We start from the raw sequence: 20,028 nt of genomic DNA, 5'->3' as shown, positions 1-20,028 counted from the left end.
TATGTGAATAAAAGCCTTTGGTCATCATTACGACTAAAGGCTTTTTCTATATAAAAAATGAAACATAGTAAAATAAAATACTTGCTTAAATAGTTTTTCACTTTACAAACTATATCCAGAAAGTTGGATAGCTCCTTTTACTACTCATATTATTAATAAATAAAGCAATAACTACAATAACAAGGGAACCAACTAAAACCGGTGTTACTAAATAACTCCAACTGTATGCTCCTAAAATAACGACAATGGGATCAGCCCCTGCCGGAGGATGCGTTGTTCTTGTTAACATCATAATAGCAATCGACATACCAACTGCTAAAGCAATTGTCCAATATTCATTCCCAAACAAATGATATATTGATAGACCAATAAAAGTTGAGATCAAATGTCCTCCAATAATATTACGCGGCTGAGATAGCGGTGCATTCCAAACTCCAAACGCTAATACACAACTCGCTCCAAATGGAGCCATTAGTAATTCTGTAGAAGTTATACTCGTTAAATATGTTAAGGTGAGAATCGTTAAAAATCCCCCCAATAATCCCGTTAAAGAGTCCTTTATATTTACTTGTAATGGACTTCTTCCTTTCCCTTTCATTTTTGCAAAATATCGTACACTTATTGGTTGATCCTCTTTCTGCTTAGCTGCTGTTATATTACTCATCATTCTCCTCCTTTATTTACCAATAATTATATTCCGAATGAACTAACCAGTCAATATTAATTTTAGAGGTTAGTTTAAAGATGCAGAAAAAAAGAATCAACTGTTATAAGTTGATTCCCTAAACTTCTTCAGACTTTCGAACCTGAAATTTTGCTACCTTTTTTCGGTTCCCACATATTTTCATAGAACACCATTTTCGCTTTCCACTTTTATCTATAAATAATAAAACACAGTCAGGGTTTGAACACCTTTTAAGAGAAATAAGCTCATTTTCTGCTATTAACGTTAAAGCATCAAATGCAATTAACGATACAAGTACATCCTCAATTTCTCCAACTGGAATAGGTACTAAACTCTGTTCAATAACTTTATATGTAAATGGTGCCTTCTCAATTTGTTTTTCTAAATACGTAATAAAATCATCAGAAATTTCGTGCTGATCGGCAATTGCCTCAAACTGTTTTCTCAGTAATTCTCTTAGCTCTAGTATGCTAGATGTAACTTGATTCATTCGCTCTTGAATTCCTATAAGTGGTTTTTCGTCCGAAAAAGGAAGATTAACCTTTATTACATGTAGCCATTCTAATACATCTTCATCTGTTATTAATAAATCATAACGTTGTCCACGCCTAACTAACTCTGTATTCACTAAATCTAATGAGAGATTTCCAGATATAAGCGGGAATTGTTTTCTTTCCTGCATGTACTCATCACCTACTCTTTAAACAATCATATTCCAAATTAATACAGAAGTGCAACTTTTTTATAAACTACAAAGTATGAAGACCAAAGCCTTTAGCCATAATTATGACTAAAGGCTTTTTGTATATAACTTAAAAAGGAGCTGACTGTATGGAACATAATAAAAACGGAATGCTTGCTTTAATCGTTTTGTTTGTAGGACTAGCTTTTTTTGTTTTCGGTATGGTTTATCATTTATGGGGAACGGTTTAAAACAACTCTATCCCCACCTACAATTTGTGAATAGCCCTTGAAATAATCTCCTTACATACTACATGTTGTAAAATGATAATAAAGTTATTAAATTTTAAAGGCTCAAACAAGCATAACCCCGTTCTAAATTTAGGACGAGGTTATGCTTGTTTAATTTTTAAAGTAAAATATTTACTACACTAAAAAATATAATAATAAAGCCATTTAAAAATCTAAGTTTTATCCAACAATAGCTGCCGTTTGTTGAAAAGAAAAAATATTGCTTTTTGAAAAAATTTATAACATATATTTCTTTCTCTTTGTTCGATTTAACCTTATTTTTCTAACAATAAGGCTATAGTTTGACTTCCTCCGTTGCCAGTTTCACCAGAAACATCATCGTAAATTTCTTTTACAGTAAACCCTACAGCAGTTACCTCTTTGATGAATAATTCTTTTGTGAAGAATTGATACCAAATGTTGTAAGTTTCTATTTTATCATCGGTTACCACTGTTGTTTGTTCTAATGTTACTCTATCAGGATATTTGAGATTTCTACCGATAGCTAAATAGCAATCCTTTGACCAGAAACCACCATTTTCATTCATACTCCAATATTGTTCTTCCTTGAACTGATCAAATTTATTTTGAGAGAAAACATCCAATAACAACTTTCCACCATCCTTCAGACTGTTCCAAATGTTGAAAAGTAATTTACTACGATTTCCAGGCGCAAGAGCACCATAATCACAATATATCAATAGGGCCAAGTCATAGATATTTGAATCATTTAATTCCAAATAATTTTCATAACGATATTCAATATCATAATCTAACTTTTTTGCTTGTTCTTTAGCATAACGAATTGAGTTTTCAGAGAAGTCTATCCCTGTTACTGTATAACCTTTTCTAGCTAATCGCTCACTATACAGACCTGGGCCACAACCTAAGTCTAGTACTTTTTGACAATATTTTTTGGGAGCTATTTGTTGGATAAATTCAATAGATTTATCAATAAACTGAAAACTCCTACTAGCTCCTTCAGTATCAGAGCTTAAATGAACCTCTAATAATTTTTTAGCAATATAAGGATCTTGCCAAAAAACATTATCAGTTTGTTCAAATCGTGAAGGTACCTGCAATTGATTTAATAAATTATTCATAAAAACTTCCTCCTAAAAATTTTTAAACACAAAAAAACCGCAGAGCTTTACTCTGCGGTTAAAAAAGAGAACAAGTCCGTAGAGTAAAAAAATCAAATGGGCATACCGAATAAACACATAAAAATGCGTATTTCAGTTTGCTTCAAATTGATTTATTTACTCTTTTCCAGTCATAACAAAGTTCACGAAAATCAAACTTCTGCTATGCCGAACTTCTTCACCTATCCTTTTAGTGTTTGTATAAATATAACAGACCATAAACTACGAGGTCAACTGCTAGTTTAACCCATTATTCAAGGATATGGCCCGATTGTTGAGTAGAATGAATTGCATTTTCAAACAACTTTTTACATGTAAATTTTTTTATGAATAGATACCTATTAAATAAAGAATGAGAAATGTATATTGAATTCTTTAAAAATAGTGTTGTGCTACTCAAATTGGTCTTGTCTCAAAAACAGATGCTACCAGTTCATCGTCTATACTAAATTATCATTTGTAATGGAGAATACAAAAGAATTCCTTCCAATTGGAACTGTTATTACAATTTATGGACTAGAACAAAAGGTTATGATTTATGGAAGAAAACAACAACAATCTAACGAAAAAAAATTTGGGATTATGTTGGTTGCCTTTACCCTTATGGTAACCTTTCAAAAGATTATAATGTTTTTTTTGATTATATACAAATTGAAGAAATTTTATTTACTGGATATGAGAATGAAGAAGAACTTTCCTTACGAAAAGAACTCATATGAATTTTTAAAGAGGATGCAAAGATGCATCCTCTTTAATTTATCTTCCGTCCGAAAAATGTAAAAATAAAAACATCTTTTGTCCATTTTCCTTTCCCATACATATAAAATACAAGTCCACTAATACTAGTTAGTATAAGAAGCACTACGAAATATATCCAATTTTTGTTATTACTATTCTTTAAGCTATCTATAATTTGCTCCTTAGTATTTCCCATATAAACAAATTTTCCATATCTACTAGGTAATTCTTTTATTACCTTTCCCTCTACTAATCCAAGTACAACTACATTTTCTTTATTTTCTACTGCTCTAAATGAATAAAAGCGTTTTTTTCCATCTGCTAACTTTGTAGTATTCGCCTGAATATCATTTATTCTTGTTGAAATGACATTCTGACTATTTAATTCCATAAATGGAGTTTCAAGAGACATATTTTCTTTATTTATTAATTTCAATTCTTTATTTCCAATATGTATTGGTTCATTATAAAAAGCTGTTACTTGGCCGTTACTCCATAACGAACGATTGGGTGCAGAAGTCTGTGTATAATATGTCGTTTTTTTCTTTTGAATTCGATTCACTACCGCATACCCATCAGCAAGTAGCGTTTCATCCCCTGTTACATGTTCAGAATATATCTCTCCCCTTACAAAGTATATACCGTTTTTAACCTCTTTATCGCTTGAAATCATCTGTACATCACCGAGTTCATTCCAGACTAAAAAACTATTTAAACTCTTATACCCATAAAAAACAAATACCATTAATAAAATTGTAAACAATGCCCCTATTTTAATTGTTGCCTTTTTATTCACTGGTTGTTATTCCCCCATATACTACGAATACTTCCATCTTAAAATTATAATTAGAAATATTATTCCTGTACATATATTAATCTTTTTTCCCTAAGCTAACTTTGTTACCTACTATTTAAGTAAACGTCAAGTAATGCTGAAGCTACACACTTATTTGTATTTTGCTCTTCCATTTCAGCCAATAATAAAGCCGGTGAAGCGGTAAGTTCTGTTTCCGCACCAGACACCTAAAATATATACAACACAACATCATATAATTCATATATATGCAACATTACATAAAAATATTTACTATTACATGCTATACTAAAAAAGGAGTCGACAATCGTTATTTTCTTCTTAGTTTTAAAGCAATATGGATATATACCTTCTTATCGCATTTGGATTGTACAAGCAAAAGAAGACATCTTAATTGATGTCTTCTTTTCTTATATTTTTATGAATTCCTTTGAGCAGCTGCTCTCCAAGCACGAAAAGATGTTGGGTGTCCAGAATGAGCTCTTTGCTTTGCAGCAGCAACAGCTGGTTTTTCTTCAATAGTCGTTGGTTTCTCTTCCACAATCGCTGATTTTTCTTCAAGAGTAGTCACAGCTGTTTGTATTTTTTCCAACTGCTCTTTTAAAACTTGCTGTTCAATCTTTAAATCCGTAAGTAATCGTAAAATCATTTCAGAATTGGCCATAAAGATCCTCCTTCCCCCAATACACAGAATAAAATAGAATATGTCATCAGCATAATACCCGTGACAAAAATAAGGTCGTCAACTCTTTTAAAATCTAAGCTCTTTTTATTTTTCAAAAGGACCTGCTCAAGTTTATCCGTAAAAACATAAAGTAAATTAAATCCATTAATTAATGGTCTTTATGGAAGGAGGAGTTAATATGGGCTATGGAGGTAGTTGTGGTGGAGGCTGCGGTTTCGGCGGCGGTTTCGCTTTACTAGTTGTACTCTTTATTTTATTAATCATCGTTGGAGCTAGCTGTTGGGGCGGCGGATTCGGCTGCTAAAGGAAGGCACTCTTGAGAGTGTCTTTTTTTTATGTTTTTAGATGTACAGCCCCTTCGCATTCGCACATTTTAAAATTGACATAGTACTTCATGCACCGTATACTGTTAACAACAGTATACTGTCATTAACAGTATAAATCCTAATTCATTCTAGGAGGTATATCCATGAAACATACAGGAAGACATACAGGTGCATTTCTTTTGTTATTTCTAGCTGAAGGAGATAACTATGGCGGGCAATTACTACAAAAGTGCGAAGAAGAACTTCCCGTCAATCCAATCGATAGCGCCATTTTATATCGCACGCTAAAAAAGTTAGAAAACGAAGGTGCAATCGAATCTTACGTAAGTACAGATCATCAAGACAAACCGAGAAAGATGTACAAAATTACGCCTGCTGGAAAGGAACAATTGGCAGACTTTCAAATGGACATTGAAGAAAAAATGAAGAACTTATCCTTTTTCATAGACAAATATAAGGACTTAAAGGATTCCGACCATGATTAACGGCGTGATTCTTTACACTTTAGCCATTATTCTTACGTGGATTTCTTTTATGAAGGACCGCACGAAGACGAAAAAAGCTCTAATGAAGTCGTGGAAAATGTTTCGCAATCTTCTACCTGCGATGCTCTCCATCATGCTTTTCGTTGGCTTATCGCTTTCTATATTAACGCCGTCTTTCATCTCTTCTATTATTGGGGAGCAATCAGGGTTTATCGGCATTGTTTATTCAGCAATACTCGGCTCCGTTGCACTTATTCCAAGCTTCGTCGTATTCCCACTTGGTAATACGTTAATCCAACACGGCGCAGGCCTTCCTCAAGTTGCGGCACTTATGTCTACACTCATGTCAGTAGGACTTACAACCTTACCGATGGAACAAAAGATATTCGGACGAAGCTTTGCTTACGCGCGTAATGCATCTGCATTACTCATGTCTCTGCTATTCTCCTATATCATTTGGGTGGTGATGGTATGAAGGAATTAAAAAGATATCGCTTCTTTTTCATTTTATTACTGGGGCTCTTTGTCTTAACCTTTATAAATCATTCTTTAGGATGGAGCGCATTACAATTAACAGGGAATAGCATTTTAGATATGTTGTTTCTCCTTCCTCCTGTCCTACTATTTGTAGGATTGCTTGATCAATGGGTGAAGAAAGAAACGCTCATGAAATATATGGGCGAAAATTCTGGCGTATACGGAATCTTATTCTCTCTCTTATTAGGCGGCATTGCGGCTGGTCCGCTCTACGTTGCCTTCCCAATTGCAGCACTACTCTTACAAAAAGGCGCAAGCATTCGGTACATCGTATTTTTCTTAGGCGTTTGGACAACTGCGAAATTGCCAATTCTCGTGTATGAATTCTCTTCATTTGGAGCTACTTTTACACTCATTCATATTTGCTTTGGGCTAGTATTCTTCTATATTATGGGGCTTATTTTTGAGAGGTTTTATGATCAGGGGCAGTTGCTTCGGTATGATGTTACAGAGGAAATGTAGGAGTAACAAACATTGGATAACAGACGCTGAAAATCGAACTGTCATTGAAGTATCTTTAATTTCAACTACTTTAAAGGAGATGTCCCAAGAGTCATTTTTTGACTATGTGACATCTCCTTTTTATTTTAGAAACATTACCATAACCTTAATTCGATACAGTATAATAAATATATAATACAGAAATTTCCATGTTCTTGTTTTGTAATATTTTTTGGAGGTGATTATCTTGAGTAAAAACGTGAATTTACTTCTTCAAATAGGAATTGGAATTATCATTATGATCGCACCTATTATCATCATAGGATTAATGTATGATGGATCGACAGCTATGGGCAATTTATTAGTTGCCGAATTTATAATGAGAATACTTTCCCTTATTATCGGCCTTTTAGTCATTAGCAAAGCTTTACATCGTTATTCCCAATAGTTATTCATCCTCAAAAAGGATAGCCATTGAACATACAACATTTATACAAATAAACTAACGATTATATTGTGTCCTCCATTGAGATTACACCGACCATTCTTCTGTATTAGAATATCCAAGACAAATGTTACGAAAGAAATGTAAAAAGACACCTTTCCTAGAAAAGATGTCTTTTTATATAAACCTTAATTTTCGTTCTGTAAAACCCCCTTTACTTCTACTCCCTTTTTCTCTTCTTTTAAGAATAGCGATACGATAAAAGCAACAACAATAAAGATTAACCCTAGTGTAAATGCACCTTGGAATCCTGAAGTTAAACCGTTTAACTTCTCCACTGGATCCATTGGATTTGCGGAGCTTTCCATATACTGAGTTGTTCCTGAAGACATTTTTGAAATAAAGATAGCTGTACCAATTGCGCCAGCTACTTGTTGCAACGTACTAAATAGTGCTGTTCCGTGCGGATATAAATCTGGTGTTAATTGATTTAAACCGTATGTTTGTGCTGTCATGACAAACATGAGTCCAACCATTAATAAGCTATGCATAACAATAATTTGTACCATTGATGTATCAGGCGTAATACCTTTAAATAAGAACATTGCAATTCCTACTAACACAATACCGGGAACGATAATAACTTTCGGGCTAAATTTATCAAACAGTTTACCTGCGATTGGTCCCATTATGGCGCTAATAATACTTCCCGGAAGCATGATGATTCCTGATTTAAAAGCTGTAACGAGTAATACTGTTTGCAGGAACATTGGTAATAAAGTCATCGTTGAAAATAGCGACATCATCACAATGACAATTAATCCAACTGATATTGTAAACATCGGAACTTTAAATGCTCGTAATTCTAAAATTGGATTCTCAATTTTCAATTGTCGAACGACAAAAATACATAATGAGATAAGCCCAACAATTAAAGTGCCATACACTTTCGCATCGGACCATCCTAAATCACCTGATGCACTAAAGCTATACACAAACCCGCCAAATCCTAATGTTGATAAAAGGATAGATGGATAATCTACTTTTGGCCTTGTTAACTCTGAAACATTTTGAATGTACTTCATCCCAATCATAATTGAAATAATCACGATAGGAATAACGATATAGAATAACCAGCGCCAATTTAATGAATCAACAATTACTCCAGATAATGTAGGACCAATTGCTGGAGCTGCCATCATCACAAGTGCGATTAATCCCATTGTGGCACCACGTTTTTCAGGCGGACAAATGATTAAAATCGTATTCATTAATAACGGTGTAATTAACCCCGTCGCTACAGCTTGGACGATACGGCCGACTAATAAAACGGAAAATGTCGGTGCGAATCCCGCAATTAATGTACCTACTAAAAACGTTACCATAGCGATTAAAAACATTTTTCTCGTTGTGAGCCATTGCTGAAGTAACGCTGTAATCGGGACTAAAACACCAACCACTAACATGTATGCTGTAGAAAGCCATTGAATCGTTGAAGCTGTTACGTCAAATTCTTTCATTAATACGGTTAACGCATTACCAAGTAATGTTTCGTTTAATAATGCAACCATTGCCCCTAAAAGTAATGCAATTAAAATGGGGGTATGTTTCATATTAGAAGTATCAACTTTGCCACTTGTAGGGCTCTTTGTTGTCATATTCATTTACAGATTCTCCTCCTGTTTCTTACTAAAAAAATTTAAATACACCGGAACACATGTAATATAATATATATATGTAGATTAAAAAGGGAGAATCAATTTTCAGCCATTGTATATTTAATCTACAAAAAAGGAGAATTGTAGATGAATGATAATGAAAAACAACTTGATTTACGTATTAGACGTACACATAAATTACTATGGGATTCCTTATTTGAATTAATGACGCAATCAAAACAGAAATATAGTACAATCACGATTAACCAAATTTGTGATCGTGCAATGGTACACCGAACAACCTTTTATAAACACTTTGAAGATAAAGATGCTTTATTAGCATTTGGATTTAAACGATACAGCAAGATGATTGCGGGAATACCGGTTTCAGATCGATTAAGTAAACCATTTCAAGTAATGGAACAATTTCTACACCATGAAGAAATCGGTAAAATATTAGAGACGCAAATGTCTGATGAACAATTTCTTAGCCGGACACAGTATTTAAGTCACGAAACGAGAAAACAAGAAATAGAAGCGTTAAATCAACTTTGCAAAAACCATACGATGCCAAATGATTTAATCATTGAATTTTATTCAGGGGCAATCACCTCATTAAGCGCATGGTGGTTTAAAAATGAAAGAAGCGTTTCTGCGGCTGAAATGGACAGGTATCTCCACCAACTTATTAACCGGGAGATTTTTCAATTTGAAGAGGAATAAGACTACACCTTTTCAATCATGCAATTAAATTGACCACAAAATAGGAATATGATATATTTTCCGTAGAATACTATATAAGTATGACATCAAATAAAATGGCATATAATAAAAAGAAGAGATGCGCTCACATCTCTTCCCTAACTGCTACCGCTTAGGGTGGTGGTTATTATAAGCTATTTCTTTTTGCGGAACCCACCCTTTTGCTTGTGACGGCGCAGAGTGGGTTTTTTGTTGTCCTTATCCAGAAGTTGCTTCCGCAAAAAATACACTGAAACTTCGCGCACAGTCGCTTTCAGAAACCCTTTTACAAGATCAATCAAAAACTCCATATTATCACCTCCTTTCCTTCCGAATAAAAAGAAGGGATAACCATCCACCCTCACAATATGCAGTTACATATATTTCATCAAATGATTGTAAAGATATTATGTAAACAAATGAAATTTTACATAAAAAAAAAAGCCCTTCTAAACCGGGCTTTTCTATCACCATTATTTAGCGATTTTCTTCAAATTCGAACTTTCTATAAGTGAAAGCATATCTATCTTTTATTAAGATGGACCATAACCAATAAGATGAGCAATTATAACTGCTATTAAACCGATTGAGTATTCAATTAGAATTAAAGGAAGAATCCACCTTGCCCACCTTGTCCATGAAATTCCTGCAATTGCTAATCCAGCCATTAGCGTACCACCTGTCGGAAAAATAATATTTCCAATACCATCCGCGAATGAAAAGGATAATACGGCTGTTTGGCGTGTAATGTCCAATAAATCTGCAAGTGGTGCCATGATAGGCATTGTCAACATCGCATGGCCACTACCTGATGCTAAAATAAAATGAATCGCTACTTGGAAGTTGTACATTCCAACAACACTTAAAAAAGGAGATACATGTTTCATTTCTTCCGATACTTGATACAGTAGCGGGTCTATAATATGCCCTTGATTCAATACAACTAAAATAGCGCGTGATACACCAATGATTAAAGCTCCCCCGATTAAAGATGCCGATCCTTGTGTAAAAGATTCTACAGTATCATCAAGAGATATCTTGCCGAGGATTGCAATGATTATAGTTAAAATAATAAATAAGGCTGCAATTTCTTTTATATACCACTCGTACTTAATAACACCAAATACAAGAATAATATAATTGATTAAAAAGGCCGTTAATATCCATTTATGTCTTTTTGTTAACTCTACTTTCGCTGTTAGTAAGCTGTCTTGCTTATTTGTATCGAATTTCCCGTAAATTCCGCTTGCAGGATCCCTCTTTACTTTCATAGCATGACGATAGACGAATGTAACCGCAATTACATATATGACTACGAATAAAACGAGGCGGAACCCCATCCCCGAATACATAGGAAGACCCGCTATCCCTTGCGCAAGCCCAACTGTAAACGGATTCATAATTGCCGTTGTAAATCCGACGGACGCTCCTACTAGTACCATCGCAGTTCCTGTTATCGTATCAAATCCAACCGCAAGAGCTAGCGGAATAAATAGAGGTACATACACTAAAGCTTCCTCAGCCATTCCCATTAATGACCCGCCAAGTGCAAAGAACAGCATGATAATAGGAATCATTAACTTTTCACGGTTAGCAAGTTTTTTTGCCATCGTTGAAACAAGAGCCTCAACTGTGCCGGATGCCTTTAATACACCAAAAAACCCTCCGATAATAAGAATAAAAAAGATAATATTAGCAGCTTCTACCATCCCTGTAGGAATAGATTTTACCGTATCAAAAAATCCAAGTGGCGTTGATTCAATCCATTTAAATGAATTTGGATCTACTGTTGTATACCCATTTTTTTCAATCTGTTCATATTTTCCTGCTGGCAATATATGTGTAATCACAGCCGCAATAACTAACAAGACAAGTAACATTGCAAATACGTTTATTTTCCATTCTTTTTTTTCCTTTTTTTCTTCTGGCTCGAATGAAACTGCCTTTTCTGATACTTGACTCATATACCAATCCCCTTTGCAATAAAGTGAAACTTTAATCATTGGGGAATTCGTTCATCCCCCAATGATTATTACTTTTACAAGCAGCCGGCAGTCTGGTTTCCCCACTACCATGACGTACCAAGCTACCCATCAATTCTTTTACTTATAACACGCTAGGATTTAACTACCTTTTTACTAATTTCATTTACAAATTGGTTAAATAAACGCTGCTGTAGAGCATCCTTTTCCGACATCATTTCTGGATGCCATTGAACCGCTGCTACATAACGATGAGCCTTCGATTCAATAGCCTCTATTACACCATCAAAGGACCATGCGCTCGCCTCAAAATCTTTCCCTAATGTTTTCACTGCTTGATGGTGAAAAGAATTAACCATTAAAGATTTTTGGCCAATAGCCTCATAAATTTTTCCCTCTTCCAGAAGATCTACAGAATGAGAGCCTTGCCATTTACGGAACTGTTCTCGAACATGGAAATATTCTGGCCCCATCTCGTGCTCTAAGTCTTGATAAAGAGATCCACCAGCTGCAACATTTAACACCTGTAATCCTCGGCAAATTCCTAGAATAGGAATATCTTTTTCTAAAGCCTGCTTTGCCAGATTTAATTCAAAATTATCTCGTTCTTCCTCTACAGTACCTATATATGATTTTGGAATATCACCGTAATAAACTGGATTGATGTCCGCGCCACCAGCCAATAACAATCCATCTAATTGATTAAGTGTGGACTCAATTTGATCAACTTCCTCAATTGGAAGTAGAACAACCGTTGCACCTGCTCGTTGAAGTGAACGGATGTAGTCATAAGAAAAGATAGCCATATCTTGACCTGGTAGCCCTCGTAAGCCCTCCTTCCCTATTTCACTATGATCAATATAATACCCAGTAACACCAATTAATGGTTTCATTTTCTCTCACCTCATAATTTAAATGGTTTCGTTGTCTTTCTCTGCTGAAATTGTATACTCTTACCCTCCCTTTTCTAGCAAGTGGTAAAGAATTAAATATGTAAATTACTACTCTACTCATTTCACTATTTCTTTACACACCATTGATATAAGCAAATATCGTGCCAACATTGAAATTAAAGTGATTATTTACATTTTTTTAAATATTTTGTCGTTTTATCGGTGTTTACTATGTTGAAATGTATTATAATTGGTTATTAATTGGTTACATAATAACCAATTAATAACCAACTTTAGACCAATTACATTCAACTAAGAGGTGCTCTATGAACAAATTTGAAACCAACCACATTGTATTGATCACCGTTTTAAAAGAAACACGAAAAGCCCTACATCAACAACTAACGGAGATGGTAGGTGACCTCATAGATATCGAAAGTTTTTCTGTAGAAGAAAGTATTCCAAAAGTATTCCATTCTACATTAATTGTGTTACCGAATACATTTACGATAGAAACGGTGAAAGACTTTATTGGGGAAAACTGCGAAGTAATAATAGCAAAACGAACATTAAATTATGAAAACGTGGACCAGCTTTTATTTTTACCAGAAGGAACACAAGCTCTATATGTGAATGATAATCATGAAACAGTATACGAATCAATTGAAACGATGCGTCAATTGGGGCTGAACCACATTGAATATTTTCCATACTATCCTGGAAAAACGAATATACAAATGATTAAGCTCGCAATCACACCTGACGAACTTGAAATTATCCCTGATTTTGTAGAAAAAGTAATTAATATTGGTCATAGATTAATAGATATTACTACAATCATGTCCATTCTAGATCGATTTCATTTAATGGAGGAATCAGGTAACCACGTTTCTGAAAGATACTATCGAAAAATAGTAGATTTAACAAAGAATTTAGCTAAAGCTCATCGACAACTTCATCAAGTTATTGATGGTGTTGGGGATGGAATACTAGCTATTGATTACGAAGGAAGAATTGTTGTCTTTAATGAGTTCTTGGAAAGCATGCTGAAAATAAAAAGTAAAAACGCTATTGGTCATCCGATTGATGCCATTATTGATAATATTGATTTAGTAAACTTCATCCTTTCAAATAAGCAACAAGAAAGCGGAATATTTGTTGTAAACGGCTCGGATGTAATAGTGGAACGTCTACATATAAATGATCAATCAATTATTGTTACGTTTAGAAATGCTCTTAAGACCATCGGATTTGAACGTAAATTGAGAAAAGAATTTGTCAAAAAAGGTTATGTAGCAAAATACAATTTTCATAATATCGTTGGCATTAGCTCTACGATTCAAGACACGAAACAAATTGCCAAAAGGTTAGCTAAGACGGATCTAACTGTATTAATTGAGGGTGAAAGTGGCACTGGAAAAGAGCTTTTTGCAAGCGCTATCCATAATGCTTCCCAACGAAATAGCGGCCCTTTTCTTGCTGTTAACTTCAGTGCCTTATCGGATGATTTAGTCGAGAGTGAATTATTTGGTTATGAAGACGGAGCATTTACCGGAGCAAAAAAGGGCGGGAAAATGGGACTATTTGAACAAGCAAATGGTGGCACCATTTTTTTAGATGAGATTGGAGATATTAGCTTGAAACTTCAAGCACGACTCCTTCGAGTATTACAGGAAAAAGAGATCATGCGCGTTGGCGGAAGTCAAATTATCCCGATAGACGTAAGAATTATTGCAGCAACCAATAAAGATTTACTGAAAATGATTCAAGAAAATGTGTTTAGAGAAGACTTATACCATCGGCTTAAAGTACTCTTTATACACCTCCCAGAATTAAGAGCTCGTCGAAATGACATTGAATTATTAGCTAAACATTTTGTTGCGCTATCGGACCCTAAAGTTAAAATTGAACAAGAATTAATTGAAGAACTGCAAGGATATCCATGGTACGGAAATGTAAGAGAACTTAAAAATACGATAGATTATATGCTGGCTGTCCGTACCGGAAACCAAATAACAAAAAATGATTTACCTAATCAACATTATTTTCAAAAGCCTCCACCACAAGGGAAAACAAATAGCGATCAGGCCGAAATTATATCAACTTTTTCTTCAAGTTCAAACGCTCTTGATCAAGAATCCCTTTTCATTCTTACCCTCATCATGAATCATGAAGAAAAAGGAAAAGCAATCGGAAGAAGAATTATTTCTGAAAAGAGCCAAGAAGTCGAAATAAATTTATCTGAAGCACAAGTGAGACACCGATTGAACTTCCTAAAAATGAAAGGGTATGTGCAAATAAAAAGAGGTAGAGCAGGGATTAATTTAACAAGAACAGGGTTGGAGATTCTACGTAATCTTTGATTACTTATCATCGGTGTTATTGCCCATACAATCTCAAAATACCACATTACAACTCTAATGTGGTATGGATTATACTCATTATTAGCCCACCTTAAAATTCGACTCTCACCTAACTTCTTTGTTCCAGCCGAATTTTAAGGTGGGAGTTTTACTGCCCGTTACCGCCGGATAAAAAGGCTGGTTTATCACCATCTGTATTCGGTTTATTTACACCTAAGTTTCCGCCAACGTGTAAATTAGGTGACTGTACCAATTTCACAACGAAAGCCGCAACACTTTTACGTGACACTTCCGTTCCTTTATACGGCTCACCTTTTTCCGTAATTTCATATTCCACTTCATCATAATCCGTTAACCACGCTGGTCGTAATACGGTGTATGCAAGATTTGAAGCCTCGATTACATCAACAGCTTTTCGGTACGGCCCTAAATATTGACCAATTGTACGGCTATTCCACTTCCCGAACTCTCCTGGTACTTCATCATAAATGCCAAGTGAACTAATAAAAATAAGACGTTTCACTTCCGTCTCTTCCATCGCATTCACAACCGTTTTCGCCTGCTCTTCTAAATCATCACCAGCTAAATTTGCATACACTACATCTTGATTTACCATCGCTTCTTGTAATGTTTCACGATTTAAAACGTCACCTTCCACAATGCGTACGCGATCAGAAGCGTATTGCTGTACTCGATCTGCATTGCGTAAATATAACGTTAACTTTGCATCCGTTTCATTTAAAAATATATCAATCGCATGACGCGCAATTTGTCCGTTCGCTCCAAGAATTAATACGTTCGTCATATTCATAACTCCCTTTCCTATTTGTTATGAGGCAGTAGAAAATGTTTCTACTGCCTCGTGAGAATCAAATTACAAATGCTTACGAAGAAACTCCGTTGCCTTCACTACAGCTTGATCGACATACGCAGGAATATCATACAGATCAAAATGAGATCCACCTTCCAGAATAACTAATTCTTTCGGTTCGTTCGCTAATTCATACGCTTCTTTACTTTGCCAAAGTGTCCCTGCTTTACTTCCTGCAACTAATAGAAGTGGTTGTGTTAATAAAGAGCTCATTTTTTCATCAATTGCCGTAAACGCTAAAATTTTATCAAAGCTTGAAAACAGCAATTTATTTACTGAATTCGGATGCTGCGCTCTAGCTGTTCTGTAATATTCATATCCTTCAGCTGTTTCTGAATCTGTATTTTCATCAATTTCATGTGGTACGTAAGAAAGATACATCGGTTCCGCACCATTTGCTTCAGCAGTACGTTGTTTTGCGACTGCATCAAGCGTCTCAATTGCATTCGATATTGGAGCATCACCATTCCAGCCTTCGCGGAACGTTCTTCCCATATCTGCTGCGCTAATTCCTACAACCGCTTTAATACGACGTTCCGTTTGCGCTGTACGTATCGCGTAACCACCACCAGCGCAAATACCAACTACACCAATTCGCTCTGGATCAACGAAAGGAAGTGTCGTTACATAATCTACCGCCGCTCGCACATCTTCTACTCTAGATGTTGGATCATCAAGATAGCGAGGTAGCCCTTCACTTTCCCCTTGATACGCCGCATCAAATGCTAACGCGACATACCCTTCATCCGCTAACTTCTCGGCATAAAGGCCCGCTGTTTGTTCTTTCACTCCACCACCCGGATGTAAAACGATAAGAACTGGGTACTTCTTGTTATCATCCATTTCGTTTGGTACATGAAGATTACCAGCCATGTTCAAATTATATTTTTTAAACGTTACTTGCTTTTTCATATTAACCTCTCCATTTCATATTCGTTTTTATTAATACATTTTCATAATTAATCTTCGATGTTAAACCATGGTCCTGAAGCCTGAATAACATTCCACAGCTTTTCTGAAAGCTCCAGTTCACTTACTGTTGATTTCTTAATTGATACTTGAATTTCATCTTCTTTTCCGCCTTGCACTTTCTCTACCCAGTCTGGATTCATAATTAACCCGTGGCCGATTGCCGCAAGTGTGATTCCTTTTTCTAGCGCTAACGAAACATCATCTGGCGTTACCATAGAACCAGCTGCCATTAACGGAATTCTGCCGTTTACATGCTCGGCGATTAACTCAAGGTACGTTTTCTCGTCCTGACTATCCACTGGTTTTGCAGTAAGGGCACGTGCTAATGAAGCGTGAACGTAATCAATATTTGCTCGGATAAGATGATTGATTAACTCATACGTGTCTTTCATTCTTAAAGCACCTTCTTGCGGTTCGTCAGGTGAGAATCTGTAACCTAATGCGAACGGCTTCTTCGCGTGCTTTTTAATAACGGATTGAATTTCACGAACGACCGCTAGCGGGAAACGTAAACGATTTTCTAAAGAACCGCCCCACTCATCTTCACGTCTATTAAAGAATGGTGATAAGAAGTTTTGTAGTAAAAACCCGTGTGCGCCGTGAATTTCAACGCCGTCAAAACCAGCTTCAATTGCTCTTCGCGTCGTTTCTCCAAAATCACGAATCACTTCTAAAATTTCATCATGCGAAAGTTCTCTCGGTAATACAGATGGTGCAAACGGAGAAGCTTCTGTTTCTAAAGCACTGGCACTCACTACATCTCCGCCCGGCGTGAAATTAGGTAATGCTTTGTTCCCTGCATGGAAAATTTGAAGAATAGCTGGAGCTCCGCCGCTCTTAGCCGCATCCGCTAACTTACGTAAACTCGGGATGAATTTATCATCGTAACCTGCAAACTCATTTGTAAAACCGATACCGTTCGCCTGTACATGTGTACATCCCGTAATCACAAGCCCGACTCCGTTCACTCTCTTTTTGTAATACGTTACTTCTTCATCTGAAATCGTATAATCATCATTACTAGCCCAAGTTGTCATCGGAGCCATCACGACGTTATTTTTCAGAGTAACGCCAGATTTAAATGTAAATGCTTCAAATAAGTTGTTATATTTCGGATTCATAATTGACCTCTTTCTCGTTGTTTTTCATATATAAAATTGTCATTATTTTGTTATTTGTTCTTTTGAAGAAAGTTACTTAGAGCACGAAATGTGACTGCATCCCCCTCTCTCATTAAGAAATGATACTCGGAAGAATTAATGCGCGTTGATGTATTATCTCTCCCGTGTGTATAATATAAAATGAAAAAGAGATGTTTTCAAACGTCAATTTTAGTGAATTCACGCATTAATACACACATCCATAAAAATTGTGTATTAACTATAAAGAAAGTTTGGTGAAGACGATGGAAAAAGTAGATCGAAGGATTATTAAATCAAAAGAAGCAATCAAAAACGCTTTTATTGAACTAATGGCCGAAAAAGGATTTGATAAAATTACAGTAAAGGACATTTGCACCACGGCGGACGTCGGAAATAGAACATTCTACCTTCATTATCTAGATAAATATGATTTACTCGACAAACTCGTTGTAGAACGTATCGAAGCGCTAAAAACACTGTGCGCTCCCCTCCATGATTTAAGCTTTAGAGAAGCTTGCATCGCTTGGTTCGAAAACATGGAACAGCACTACTACTTCTTCTCAACGATGCTAGCAGGAAAAGGAGCTTCCGCTTTCCGCAAACACTTCTTCGACTACATCATCGAACAAATAAAAGATGACATAGATGTTAAAGAAGGTGTAAACAAAGGATTTAGTGAAGACATGATCATCACATTCTTCGGCTACGCTATCGTAGGAGTCGTGGAGACATACTTTATGAAAGGACTTCCTGATCCACCGGAAGTTGTCGCGGAGCAGCTTGGGTTGTTGCTAGATAGGAACTTTTAAATGAAAAGAGGCTGTTTTATAAACCGATTGAACCGGATTATAAAACAGCCTCTTTCTTATTGGGTAAAGTTCAACTAATCGGACATTTACGGGCAACCCGACTCCCACCTAACTCCTTTGTTAAAACCGAATTTTGAGGTGGGAATTTTACAGCCCGTTATAATGCCGGGAAAAACGTCGATAAATTTAAGTTACAAATATTCAGAATTAATATTAAAATGAAGAATGGGGATAGGGGTATGGGATTATAAAGTGAAACTTTAATCAGTGGGGGTTTTGTTCATCCCCCACTGATTATTAGTTGAACCAATCGGGCATTTACGGGCAGTTGATCTCCCACCTAACTTCTTTGCTCCAGCCGAATTTTGAGGTGGGAGTCTTACTGCCCGTTAATGCGGGGTAAAATTTATACATAACGAGGGAATAGAAATGAAACTACAATTAAAAGCGGATTTAGGACTACTACTAGTTACATTCTTTTGGGGTGCATCCATCTTACTTACAAAGGTTGGACTTGAAGGCATAGAAGAATACAACTTAATCGCATTACGATTTATCATTGCCTTTCTTTTATCAGGTTTAATATTTTACAAACATTTATTCAAAGTCGATTTTAAAACTGTAAAATATGCATTTATACTCGCTTCTGTCTTATTTATCGTTTACATTTTCGCGACTTTCGGCACAAAGTACACGAGTGTTTCTAACGCTGGTTTCTTACTATGTCTCACAGTCATCTTCATTCCGATCTTTTCAGCTATATTTTTAAAACACATTCCGGAAAAGAAAGTTATAGTAGGAATCATTTTAACGATAATAGGAATCGGCTTATTAACATTAACGAGCGAATTCAAGATCGGTAATGGCGATATATTTTGCATACTGTCAGCCTTATTTTATGCGATTCACGTCATCATCACTGGCAGTGTAACGAAACATGTGAACTCCATTGCACTTGGAGTCATACAACTCGGTTTCGTCGGCCTATTTAGTCTTATTTTTTCATTCATTATCGAAACGCCAAAACTGCCTAGCACAACCAACTCATGGCTAATCATCCTAGCCTTAAGCATATTTTGCACCGCAGTCGCATTCATCGTGCAAGTTATCGCCCAGCAATACACGACGCCTACACATACAGGACTTATCTTCTCATTAGAACCTGTCTTTTCCGCAGGCTTCGCTTTCGTTTTCACAGGTGAAACACTTACTGGGAAAGGATACTTAGGCGCGACACTTATATTAGTGAGTGTGTTGATTGCTGAGGTGGATTTTAAGGGGTTGTTGCGGGTTAATTATAAGAAGAATATGGAATAGTTATTTCGCT

At 35.8% G+C, this 20,028-nt stretch carries 21 protein-coding genes and 1 pseudogene; 10 read left to right on the top strand and 12 right to left on the bottom strand.

Going from position 1 to position 20,028, the window contains the following annotated elements; all coding sequences use genetic code 11:
• Positions 1 to 109: 109 nt before the first annotated feature.
• The 3 genes from DT250_RS27855 to DT250_RS27845 all read right to left on the bottom strand — a co-directional run bounded on the left by DT250_RS27855 (position 110) and on the right by DT250_RS27845 (position 2,760).
• Complete coding sequence (locus DT250_RS27855) at positions 110 to 664, bottom strand: HPP family protein (RefSeq protein WP_000065737.1); 555 nt, start codon at positions 662 to 664, stop codon at positions 110 to 112.
• A gap of 118 nt (positions 665 to 782) precedes the next feature.
• Positions 783 to 1,367 carry a CGNR zinc finger domain-containing protein gene (locus tag DT250_RS27850; protein WP_149214053.1) on the bottom strand — a complete coding sequence of 195 codons (585 nt, stop codon included), beginning with the start codon at positions 1,365 to 1,367 and terminating at the stop codon, positions 783 to 785.
• Positions 1,368 to 1,932: 565 nt separating this feature from the next.
• Positions 1,933 to 2,760 carry a class I SAM-dependent methyltransferase gene (locus DT250_RS27845; protein WP_088062219.1) on the bottom strand — a complete coding sequence of 276 codons (828 nt, stop codon included), beginning with the start codon at positions 2,758 to 2,760 and terminating at the stop codon, positions 1,933 to 1,935.
• A 501-nt stretch (positions 2,761 to 3,261) separates the two neighbouring features.
• On the opposite strand from DT250_RS27845, the pseudogene DT250_RS27840 reads away from it, so the two are divergent.
• Positions 3,262 to 3,518, top strand: a pseudogene (locus tag DT250_RS27840) (DUF4176 domain-containing protein).
• A 32-nt stretch (positions 3,519 to 3,550) separates the two neighbouring features.
• Here the strand turns inward: DT250_RS27840 and DT250_RS27835 are convergent.
• Both DT250_RS27835 and DT250_RS27830 read right to left on the bottom strand, forming a co-directional pair.
• Positions 3,551 to 4,333, bottom strand: coding sequence for a hypothetical protein (locus DT250_RS27835; RefSeq protein WP_149214052.1), 783 nt, complete (start codon positions 4,331 to 4,333; stop codon positions 3,551 to 3,553).
• Between the two features lie 436 nt (positions 4,334 to 4,769).
• Positions 4,770 to 5,015, bottom strand: coding sequence for a hypothetical protein (locus tag DT250_RS27830; protein WP_149214051.1), 246 nt, complete (start codon positions 5,013 to 5,015; stop codon positions 4,770 to 4,772).
• A gap of 199 nt (positions 5,016 to 5,214) precedes the next feature.
• On the opposite strand from DT250_RS27830, the gene DT250_RS27825 reads away from it, so the two are divergent.
• From DT250_RS27825 to DT250_RS27805, 5 genes are all read left to right on the top strand, one after another.
• Entirely contained in the window at positions 5,215 to 5,340 is a 126-nt protein-coding gene (locus tag DT250_RS27825; RefSeq protein ID WP_000540377.1) for a YjcZ family sporulation protein, read from the top strand.
• A 165-nt stretch (positions 5,341 to 5,505) separates the two neighbouring features.
• Positions 5,506 to 5,847, top strand: coding sequence for a PadR family transcriptional regulator (locus DT250_RS27820; protein WP_000683186.1), 342 nt, complete (start codon positions 5,506 to 5,508; stop codon positions 5,845 to 5,847).
• Entirely contained in the window at positions 5,840 to 6,322 is a 483-nt protein-coding gene (locus tag DT250_RS27815; protein ID WP_087985706.1) for a hypothetical protein, read from the top strand. The genes DT250_RS27820 and DT250_RS27815 overlap by 8 nt, the downstream gene beginning before the upstream one ends.
• Positions 6,319 to 6,846: a permease gene (locus tag DT250_RS27810; protein ID WP_141542840.1), complete on the top strand. Its 528-nt coding sequence runs from the start codon at positions 6,319 to 6,321 to the stop codon at positions 6,844 to 6,846. Before DT250_RS27815 ends, DT250_RS27810 begins: the two co-directional genes overlap by 4 nt.
• A 226-nt stretch (positions 6,847 to 7,072) precedes the next feature.
• On the top strand, positions 7,073 to 7,273 hold the full coding sequence (locus DT250_RS27805; RefSeq protein WP_060489065.1) for a hypothetical protein: 201 nt from the start codon (positions 7,073 to 7,075) through the stop codon (positions 7,271 to 7,273).
• A 185-nt stretch (positions 7,274 to 7,458) separates the two neighbouring features.
• Here DT250_RS27805 and DT250_RS27800 read toward each other — a convergent pair whose 3' ends face one another.
• Entirely contained in the window at positions 7,459 to 8,934 is a 1,476-nt protein-coding gene (locus DT250_RS27800; RefSeq protein ID WP_149214050.1) for an MDR family MFS transporter, read from the bottom strand.
• A 141-nt stretch (positions 8,935 to 9,075) separates the two neighbouring features.
• On the opposite strand from DT250_RS27800, the gene DT250_RS27795 reads away from it, so the two are divergent.
• Positions 9,076 to 9,651, top strand: a complete 576-nt coding sequence (locus DT250_RS27795) for a TetR/AcrR family transcriptional regulator (protein WP_088121444.1) — start codon at positions 9,076 to 9,078, stop codon at positions 9,649 to 9,651.
• A gap of 173 nt (positions 9,652 to 9,824) precedes the next feature.
• On the opposite strand, the gene DT250_RS31880 is transcribed toward DT250_RS27795, so the two are convergent.
• The 3 genes from DT250_RS31880 to DT250_RS27785 form a co-directional block, all read right to left on the bottom strand.
• Positions 9,825 to 9,980: a hypothetical protein gene (locus DT250_RS31880; protein WP_179952869.1), complete on the bottom strand. Its 156-nt coding sequence runs from the start codon at positions 9,978 to 9,980 to the stop codon at positions 9,825 to 9,827.
• Between the two features lie 222 nt (positions 9,981 to 10,202).
• Complete coding sequence (locus DT250_RS27790) at positions 10,203 to 11,633, bottom strand: YfcC family protein (protein ID WP_088062200.1); 1,431 nt, start codon at positions 11,631 to 11,633, stop codon at positions 10,203 to 10,205.
• Positions 11,634 to 11,785: 152 nt separating this feature from the next.
• On the bottom strand, positions 11,786 to 12,544 hold the full coding sequence (locus DT250_RS27785) for a gamma-glutamyl-gamma-aminobutyrate hydrolase family protein (RefSeq protein WP_087948031.1): 759 nt from the start codon (positions 12,542 to 12,544) through the stop codon (positions 11,786 to 11,788).
• A gap of 326 nt (positions 12,545 to 12,870) precedes the next feature.
• On the opposite strand from DT250_RS27785, the gene DT250_RS27780 reads away from it, so the two are divergent.
• Complete coding sequence (locus DT250_RS27780) at positions 12,871 to 14,907, top strand: sigma 54-interacting transcriptional regulator (RefSeq protein WP_149214049.1); 2,037 nt, start codon at positions 12,871 to 12,873, stop codon at positions 14,905 to 14,907.
• Positions 14,908 to 15,055: 148 nt separating this feature from the next.
• Here DT250_RS27780 and DT250_RS27770 read toward each other — a convergent pair whose 3' ends face one another.
• From DT250_RS27770 to DT250_RS27760, 3 genes are all read right to left on the bottom strand, one after another.
• Positions 15,056 to 15,712 carry an SDR family oxidoreductase gene (locus DT250_RS27770; RefSeq protein ID WP_149214048.1) on the bottom strand — a complete coding sequence of 219 codons (657 nt, stop codon included), beginning with the start codon at positions 15,710 to 15,712 and terminating at the stop codon, positions 15,056 to 15,058.
• Positions 15,713 to 15,781: 69 nt separating this feature from the next.
• Positions 15,782 to 16,690 (bottom strand): alpha/beta hydrolase, encoded by a 909-nt coding sequence (locus DT250_RS27765; protein ID WP_149214047.1) that lies wholly within the window; start codon positions 16,688 to 16,690, stop codon positions 15,782 to 15,784.
• Positions 16,691 to 16,737: 47 nt separating this feature from the next.
• Positions 16,738 to 17,871 carry an NADH-dependent flavin oxidoreductase gene (locus DT250_RS27760; protein WP_149214046.1) on the bottom strand — a complete coding sequence of 378 codons (1,134 nt, stop codon included), beginning with the start codon at positions 17,869 to 17,871 and terminating at the stop codon, positions 16,738 to 16,740.
• 284 nt (positions 17,872 to 18,155) lie between these two features.
• Here DT250_RS27760 and DT250_RS27755 point away from each other — a divergent pair, with 284 nt between their 5' ends.
• Both DT250_RS27755 and DT250_RS27745 read left to right on the top strand, forming a co-directional pair.
• Positions 18,156 to 18,701 carry a TetR/AcrR family transcriptional regulator gene (locus DT250_RS27755; protein WP_149214045.1) on the top strand — a complete coding sequence of 182 codons (546 nt, stop codon included), beginning with the start codon at positions 18,156 to 18,158 and terminating at the stop codon, positions 18,699 to 18,701.
• Positions 18,702 to 19,130: 429 nt separating this feature from the next.
• The gene (locus DT250_RS27745) at positions 19,131 to 20,018 is read left to right on the top strand and encodes a DMT family transporter (protein WP_149214044.1); all 888 of its coding nucleotides are present in this window, start codon (positions 19,131 to 19,133) and stop codon (positions 20,016 to 20,018) included.
• Positions 20,019 to 20,028 lie beyond the last annotated feature (10 nt).

The organism is Bacillus sp. AR2-1 (assembly GCF_008368755.1).
Taxonomy (GTDB): Bacteria; Bacillota; Bacilli; order Bacillales; family Bacillaceae_G; genus Bacillus_A; species Bacillus_A wiedmannii.
Note: the sequence above shows the minus strand (reverse complement) of the source record. Positions and strands in the feature narration are given on the sequence as shown.

Bases quoted from the DNA above. Each gene is read 5' to 3' on its own strand.
- DT250_RS27855 (WP_000065737.1), bottom strand. From the start codon at position 664: ATGAGTAATATAACAGCAGCTAAGCAGAAAGAGGATCAACCAATAAGT.
- DT250_RS27850 (WP_149214053.1), bottom strand. From the start codon at position 1,367: ATGCAGGAAAGAAAACAATTCCCGCTTATATCTGGAAATCTCTCATTA.
- DT250_RS27845 (WP_088062219.1), bottom strand. From the start codon at position 2,760: ATGAATAATTTATTAAATCAATTGCAGGTACCTTCACGATTTGAACAA.
- DT250_RS27830 (WP_149214051.1), bottom strand. From the start codon at position 5,015: ATGGCCAATTCTGAAATGATTTTACGATTACTTACGGATTTAAAGATT.
- DT250_RS27825 (WP_000540377.1), top strand. From the start codon at position 5,215: ATGGGCTATGGAGGTAGTTGTGGTGGAGGCTGCGGTTTCGGCGGCGGT.
- DT250_RS27820 (WP_000683186.1), top strand. From the start codon at position 5,506: ATGAAACATACAGGAAGACATACAGGTGCATTTCTTTTGTTATTTCTA.
- DT250_RS27815 (WP_087985706.1), top strand. From the start codon at position 5,840: ATGATTAACGGCGTGATTCTTTACACTTTAGCCATTATTCTTACGTGG.
- DT250_RS27810 (WP_141542840.1), top strand. From the start codon at position 6,319: ATGAAGGAATTAAAAAGATATCGCTTCTTTTTCATTTTATTACTGGGG.
- DT250_RS27800 (WP_149214050.1), bottom strand. From the start codon at position 8,934: ATGAATATGACAACAAAGAGCCCTACAAGTGGCAAAGTTGATACTTCT.
- DT250_RS27795 (WP_088121444.1), top strand. From the start codon at position 9,076: ATGAATGATAATGAAAAACAACTTGATTTACGTATTAGACGTACACAT.
- DT250_RS31880 (WP_179952869.1), bottom strand. From the start codon at position 9,980: ATGGAGTTTTTGATTGATCTTGTAAAAGGGTTTCTGAAAGCGACTGTG.
- DT250_RS27790 (WP_088062200.1), bottom strand. From the start codon at position 11,633: ATGAGTCAAGTATCAGAAAAGGCAGTTTCATTCGAGCCAGAAGAAAAA.
- DT250_RS27785 (WP_087948031.1), bottom strand. From the start codon at position 12,544: ATGAAACCATTAATTGGTGTTACTGGGTATTATATTGATCATAGTGAA.
- DT250_RS27780 (WP_149214049.1), top strand. From the start codon at position 12,871: ATGAACAAATTTGAAACCAACCACATTGTATTGATCACCGTTTTAAAA.
- DT250_RS27770 (WP_149214048.1), bottom strand. From the start codon at position 15,712: ATGACGAACGTATTAATTCTTGGAGCGAACGGACAAATTGCGCGTCAT.
- DT250_RS27765 (WP_149214047.1), bottom strand. From the start codon at position 16,690: ATGAAAAAGCAAGTAACGTTTAAAAAATATAATTTGAACATGGCTGGT.
- DT250_RS27760 (WP_149214046.1), bottom strand. From the start codon at position 17,871: ATGAATCCGAAATATAACAACTTATTTGAAGCATTTACATTTAAATCT.
- DT250_RS27755 (WP_149214045.1), top strand. From the start codon at position 18,156: ATGGAAAAAGTAGATCGAAGGATTATTAAATCAAAAGAAGCAATCAAA.
- DT250_RS27745 (WP_149214044.1), top strand. From the start codon at position 19,131: ATGAAACTACAATTAAAAGCGGATTTAGGACTACTACTAGTTACATTC.